Source organism: Vibrio sp. 10N.286.51.E5 (assembly GCF_041469125.1).
Taxonomy (GTDB): Bacteria; Pseudomonadota; Gammaproteobacteria; order Enterobacterales; family Vibrionaceae; genus Vibrio; species Vibrio crassostreae_C.
On record NZ_JBFRJZ010000006.1, the window covers coordinates 151,989 to 158,163 of the forward strand.

General features: G+C 45.1%; 6 protein-coding genes. 2 read left to right on the plus strand and 4 right to left on the minus strand.

The genetic code is table 11. From position 1 onward, the window contains the following. Window positions 1-134 precede the first annotated feature (134 nt). The 4 genes from artM to artP all read right to left on the minus strand — a co-directional run bounded on the left by artM (window position 135) and on the right by artP (window position 3,070). Window positions 135-803, minus strand: a complete 669-nt coding sequence (artM, locus tag AB4161_RS01570) for an arginine ABC transporter permease ArtM (protein WP_372082635.1) — start codon at window positions 801-803, stop codon at window positions 135-137. Beyond that, the gene (gene artQ, locus AB4161_RS01575; protein ID WP_017061822.1) at window positions 800-1,486 is read right to left on the minus strand and encodes an arginine ABC transporter permease ArtQ; all 687 of its coding nucleotides are present in this window, start codon (window positions 1,484-1,486) and stop codon (window positions 800-802) included. Before artQ ends, artM begins: the two co-directional genes overlap by 4 nt. A 3-nt stretch (window positions 1,487-1,489) precedes the next feature. Then, complete coding sequence (locus AB4161_RS01580; protein ID WP_017070691.1) at window positions 1,490-2,221, minus strand: lysine/arginine/ornithine ABC transporter substrate-binding protein; 732 nt, start codon at window positions 2,219-2,221, stop codon at window positions 1,490-1,492. Between the two features lie 120 nt (window positions 2,222-2,341). Next, window positions 2,342-3,070: an arginine ABC transporter ATP-binding protein ArtP gene (gene artP / locus AB4161_RS01585; protein ID WP_032545343.1), complete on the minus strand. Its 729-nt coding sequence runs from the start codon at window positions 3,068-3,070 to the stop codon at window positions 2,342-2,344. 570 nt (window positions 3,071-3,640) lie between these two features. Here artP and AB4161_RS01590 point away from each other — a divergent pair. Next, window positions 3,641-5,476, plus strand: coding sequence for an ABC transporter ATP-binding protein/permease (locus AB4161_RS01590; protein WP_372082636.1), 1,836 nt, complete (start codon window positions 3,641-3,643; stop codon window positions 5,474-5,476). A gap of 180 nt (window positions 5,477-5,656) precedes the next feature. Beyond that, window positions 5,657-6,121 carry a thioesterase family protein gene (locus AB4161_RS01595; protein ID WP_017061819.1) on the plus strand — a complete coding sequence of 155 codons (465 nt, stop codon included), beginning with the start codon at window positions 5,657-5,659 and terminating at the stop codon, window positions 6,119-6,121. The last annotated feature ends 54 nt before the right edge of the window (window positions 6,122-6,175 follow it).

Below are 6,175 nucleotides of genomic sequence, written 5' to 3' on the forward strand. Positions count from 1 at the left end.
AATTTCGTAAAAACCCCGAGCAACTGGATATAAACACAGTCTCCTTACACATGCCCCAAACACAAAAAAGCCTGCCATCTATGCGAACATAAATGGCAGGCTTTATACGTTAGTTAAGCTTGTGTGTGGCTAGCTTACGCGGCTTCGAATGCGAGGGCTTTCTTCTCTACTTGGCGGAAGATCAGCGTTAGTATGCCGTTTACTGCTAGGTAGAATGCGCCAGCAATACCGAACACCGTTAGTGTGTCGTAGGTTTGGCCGTTGATACGCTGAGCGTAACCCATCAAATCCATGATGGTGATGGTGCTTGCCAGTGACGTACCTTTGAAAACTAGAATCACTTCGTTCGAGTAAGCTGGAACGGCGCGGCGTAGTGCATATGGCAGTAACACTTTCAGCGTTGCGATTTTGTCCATACCAAGTGCGCGACATGCTTCCCACTGCCCTGCTGGAATGGCGTTGAATGCGCCTCTGAACAGTAGCGTGCTGTATGCCGCCGTGTTCAAAGCTAATGCTAACATGGCACAGAACCAAGGTTGGCTTAACCAAGTCCACATGAAGCTTTCACGAATCCAATCGAACTGACCCGGGCCGTAATACACCAAGAAGATCTGCACCAACAATGGTGTGCCGGTGAACAGCGTGATGATGCCACGTGTTAACCAGTGAATCGAAGGTATTCTTAGGATTAGCGTTACCGTCATCAGCAGTGACAAGATACAACCAACCAGCAATGAAGCGCCTGTGAGTTGAAGACTGGTCACTAAGCCTTCAAGCATTTGAGAGAGGTATTGTTGATTCATGCCATTGCCCCTTTGTTACCCAAACCTTGAATAGAGAACTTACCATCAATCACTTTTACCAATCTTTGTGTGATTAAAGTGATGACCAAGTAGATTGCTGCTGCTGTCGCGTACCAAGTAAATGCTTCGTGCGTTGCAGCGGATGTTAGTTGTGCTTGTTTCAACAAATCCGTTACGCCAATCAGCGATACTAATGCAGTGTCTTTCAGTAACACTAACCATTGGTTGGTTAACCCTGGTAGTGCGTGTCTTACCGCTTGAGGTAATACGATACGAAAGAATGCACGAGACTGAGAAATACCAAGCGCGCTTGCTGCTTCTCTCTGCCCTTTGCTTACTGCTTTTAATGCACCACGCAAGGTTTGCGAAGCGTAAGAAGCAAAGATAAGTGACAGTGCAACAACACCAGATAAGAACGGGCTCACTTCTATGAAGTCGCCAGTGATCATGAACAGAACTTGTGTCGAACCAAAGTAGATAAACAGTACGACCAGAATTTCTGGTAAACCACGAACAATCGTCACAAATGCAGTCGTTGGCCATTTGATTGCAATACGACGAGACATCTCACCACTTGCAAACAAAACTGCTAGAACCAATCCAACCAATAGGCTTACGAATGCAAGCTGAACAGTCATCCAGCTTGCTTCGACGAGCCCTAAAGAGTAACCCGTTAGTTCCATAAATTACTTACCGAAGTACTTGTTGAAGATCTTATCGTATTCGCCGTTCGCTTTTACTGCTGCAAGTGCAACGTTAAGCTGGTCTACAAGTTCTTGGTTGCTCTTGTTTACTGCGATGCCAAAGCCGTTACCGAAGTACTCTTGGTTTGTTACTTGGTCGCCAACGTACGTTAGGTTGTCTTCTTTCTTGAACCATTCTGCTACAACGGCTGTGTCACCGAATACAGAATCGATACGACCGTTTTTCATGTCGATGAATGCATCTTGGTAGCTTGAGTAAGGTACCGCTGTTACGCCAGTCATTTGCTCAAGTAGGAAGCTCTGGTGAGTAGAACCGTTTTGAACGCCAACACGCTTACCTTCTAGTGCTGCTTGGTCTGCTACTTTGCCTTCGAAAGAAATGAATGCTGCAGAGTTATCGTAGTATGCGTTAGAGAAGTTCACTTGTTTAAGACGCGCTTCTGTGATGTCCATTGCCGAGATAGCCGCATCGTAACGTTTGAATTTAAGTGCAGGGATCAAGCTATCGAATGCTTGGTTGTGGAAAGTACACGTTGCTTTCAGCTCTTCACAAAGTGCGTTTGCTAAGTCTACGTCAAAACCCTGAATTTGGTTGTTCTCATCCATGTATTCGAATGGTGCGTACGTTGCTTCCATCGCGAATTTGATTTCTTCTTTAGCCGCTGCGTTAAAAGAAGCAAGGCCGATAAGTGAAGCTAGTAGAATCTTTTTCATTTTGTTACTCCGAATACTGTGTAATAGCGGCCTGTGGCCATTCTTATAATTTGATTGTTTTAATTGATGTTGTGTTTAGCTAGATCTAGTGAGTCAACTTTCTTTTAATAAGTGACTTACTTAATGAGTCAGATACTCGGCAAACTCAGGTGTCTGCGGATTAACGAATGAATCGCTGGTGCCGTGTTCAACGATGTACCCTTTCTCTAGGTACAGAACGTGGCTAGCAATCTTCTTCGCGAAATCGACTTCATGCGTCACGACCACTTGGGTAATGCCCGTTCCGCTCAATTCTTTAATAATGCTCACGACTTGGTTGGTGATCTCAGGATCAAGCGCCGCTGTTGGTTCATCAAACAACAACACATCCGGTTTCATCATCAGCGCACGTGCAATCGCAACACGCTGTTGTTGACCGCCAGACAGTTGAAGTGGCCAAGCGTCTGCTTTGTCGGCAAGTTGAAGTGTCTTTAGGACTTCTTGCGCTTGCTTAATCGCTTCTTGCTTATCCAAACCCGCCACTTTGGTTGGTGCTTCAATCAAGTTTTCCATCACCGTCATGTGTGGCCATAAGTTGTATTGCTGGAACACCATGCCGACTTTACGACGAAGTTTAAGCCCCTGCTTCTCTTGGATTTGGCTTGAAAAATCGAATTGCTCATTCGCAATGTCTAATTCGCCGTTGTCCGCGATTTCAAGCAGGTTCAAAACACGCAGTAATGAACTCTTGCCCGCGCCGCTTGGGCCAAGCAATACCAAGGTTTCGCCACTCTCACAGTCGAAACTGATGTCGTGAAGAACTTGGGTATCACCGTATGATTTGTTGATGCTCTTTACTTGAATACTCATGCCACAATACTGCATTAATTGTCATTTGTTGGTTATTCTATTCAATCCGAGTTTTTATGCAAGAAAAATGTATAAAAAACTACTTTGTTGAATTTTTGTAACAAATATTCCACAAAAAACAGTCGCTATAACTGGTCTTACAACCAAAACTTACAAGTCATTGATAAAGCTAATATCGAGATAAATAGCAAACGTTTTGCTATCAATTTATAAATCATCGCACGGTTGCTTGTTTATGTGTGCACTCTCCTATCAACGCTAATTTACTTGCATAAAAATTAGGGTTAAATAGCTTGGTTTCCTATCCAACTGACTGGATCAAAATGCTTAGTTTTCCTTTAAGGTCGTTTCGAATTATTCACTTAGTGTTGATGAAATATTGGAAATTGAGTTTCCTAGGGAGCGTCACAGCGCAATAAATGCTTTAATGGGTTCGATTCTCAACAACAATTACTGCCCAGCGAACAACGCGCAGTACAGGCAATAAGTCATAAAGCAATTAGCCATAAGCAACAAGCAACAAGCAACAAGCCATCTATTTTTAAAGCGACAACACATTAAGGCAGTCATATGCAAAACGATGTCTCTTCTACGCTCGACTCGAACCAGCGACAGACTCAGCGATCGACTCAACAAGCGCCAGAACCCAAACCTGAGGAAAAAAGCCTCAGTATTTTGTTTGAGCTGAGTAAATTCATTCAGCCTTATAAAGGTCGTGTTATTGCTGCGTTGATCGCGTTGATCTTCACAGCGAGCTTAACCCTTTCAGTCGGACACGGTATTCGTCTTCTTATCGACCAAGGCTTCAGCCAACAATCGTTGTCAGACTTAGGCAGCGCGATTCAATTCATCATGGTGGTGGTCGTGCTGATCTCGATTGGCACCTTCTTCCGCTTCTATTTGGTCTCTTCTGTTGGTGAGCGAGTAAGTGCGGATATACGCCTGTCGGTTTTCAATCACGTGGTGACGCTGCACCCGAGTTACTTTGAAACCAATGGCAGTGGCGACATCATGTCGCGAATCACCACGGATACTACTCTGCTTCAAAGCATCATAGGTTCATCGTTCTCTATGGCGATGCGCAGCGCGTTGATGTGTATTGGTGCAATCATCATGCTGTTTGCGACCAATATTAAGCTGACGTCGATTGTATTGGCCTCGGTGCCATTTATCTTGATTCCGATCCTTGTTTATGGGCGCCGTGTAAGAGCCCTATCTCGCCAAAGCCAAGATTCCATGTCTGATGTGGGTTCTTACGCAGGTGAGGCAATTGAGCACATTAAAACGGTGCAAAGCTACAGCCGAGAAGAGCAAGAGAAAGCATCATTCGCGGTAGAAGTGGAAAAGGCGTATGAGATTGGTCGCCAGCGTGTAAAACAGCGCGCGATTCTTATTTCTGGCGTTATCGTGATTGTATTTAGTGCTATTGCAGGCATGCTTTGGGTTGGCGGCAGTGATGTTATCAACGGCACTATGTCGGCTGGTGACTTAGCGGCGTTTGTGTTCTACGCAATTATGGTTGCTTCATCGTTAGGTACGATTTCTGAAGTGATGGGTGAACTGCAACGCGCGGCAGGTGCGACCGAGCGATTAATCGAGATCCTACAAGTTGAAAGCCATATTGTTGCGCCAGTTGCGAATCCAACTTCGCTTGCTAACGTAACGCCAGAAGTTGCATTTGATGATGTGACCTTCTGTTATCCATCAAGACCGGACCAACCCGCAACAAGTAACCTCACGCTTACTGCCCATGAAGGCAAAGTGTTGGCACTGGTTGGCCCGTCTGGCGCAGGTAAAACTACCCTGTTCGAACTGCTGCAACGTTTCTACGACCCACAAGTGGGTAAGGTCACCTTAGGCGGTGTTGAACTGAATCAGTTTGATCCTAACGAGCTAAGAAAGCAGATGGCATTGGTACCGCAACAACCTGCTCTGTTCAGTAACGATGTGTTCCATAACATTCGCTACGGCAACCCGCAGGCAACAGGCGAGCAAGTGATCGAAGCGGCGAAGAAAGCGCACGCACACGAGTTCATTCAAAACCTACCTGATGGCTACAACAGCTTTCTTGGTGAACGTGGTGTAAGGCTTTCTGGTGGGCAGAGACAACGTATTGCCATCGCACGTGCCATCTTGAAAGATCCAAATATTCTATTGTTGGATGAAGCAACCAGCGCACTAGACAGTGAAAGTGAGCATCACGTACAACAAGCGTTAGAAGAGTTAATGCGTGGCAGAACGACGATCATTATCGCCCATCGATTATCAACAATTAAACACGCCGACCAAATTGCGGTGCTCGATAAAGGACAACTAGTAGACATCGGCGACCACCAGTCTCTCATCAATAGCTGCGAATTGTACCAACGCTTGGTTGAGCTGCAATTCAAACACCTTAGTGCCTAACTATTGAGTGGATGTGCAACTAAGTCACTGACATTGTGTGGTTTCAAGCTTCAAAAACTTAAATCACGCGTGTTGCAGTTTTGTTAATTTAGCGGTAGGGTTTTTATTCCAATAACAACTTATTCCGATGAAGGATAAGTAAATAACGTTAATTACACAGATAACAATAAGAGAGTTCGCATGGAAGCACTATTATCTGACTACCCGGTAGTAACAGAAATTCCTGTCGCTTGGGGAGAAATGGACGCACTCAATCACGTTAACAACGCTGTATATTTTCGCTATTTCGAAACCGCTCGCTTAGATTTTTTCAAGCACGTCGAGCTGATGGAAGAGATGGCGATTACCAAAGTTGGTCCTGTTCTTGGTGACACTTACTGTAAGTATTTCCGCCCAGTCACGTATCCAGATACCTTGATGGTCGGCTCACGTGTTACCGATATTCAAGATGACCGATTCACCATGGAATACGCGATTGTCAGTAAGGCTCAACAGAAACTGACGACCGTTGGCACTGCGACTATCGTGATGTTTGATTTTGCTTCGAACCAGAAAGCCCTGCTCTCGCTGCGCTTAACCAATGAAATCGAAAAGATGAACACGTTGAAAAGCCCATGCTTCAAACAAGAAGCCGTGACAGAATAACGTATTCGTTGGTTGAGAAAGATTCAGAAAGTTTCAGAATCGAGTAGGAGGAGG

Excerpts from the sequence above, each read along its gene's own strand:
- artM (WP_372082635.1), bottom strand. The coding sequence starts at position 803 with ATGAATCAACAATACCTCTCTCAAATGCTTGAAGGCTTAGTGACCAGT.
- artQ (WP_017061822.1), bottom strand. The coding sequence starts at position 1,486 with ATGGAACTAACGGGTTACTCTTTAGGGCTCGTCGAAGCAAGCTGGATG.
- AB4161_RS01580 (WP_017070691.1), bottom strand. The coding sequence starts at position 2,221 with ATGAAAAAGATTCTACTAGCTTCACTTATCGGCCTTGCTTCTTTTAAC.
- artP (WP_032545343.1), bottom strand. The coding sequence starts at position 3,070 with ATGAGTATTCAAGTAAAGAGCATCAACAAATCATACGGTGATACCCAA.
- AB4161_RS01590 (WP_372082636.1), top strand. The coding sequence starts at position 3,641 with ATGCAAAACGATGTCTCTTCTACGCTCGACTCGAACCAGCGACAGACT.
- AB4161_RS01595 (WP_017061819.1), top strand. The coding sequence starts at position 5,657 with ATGGAAGCACTATTATCTGACTACCCGGTAGTAACAGAAATTCCTGTC.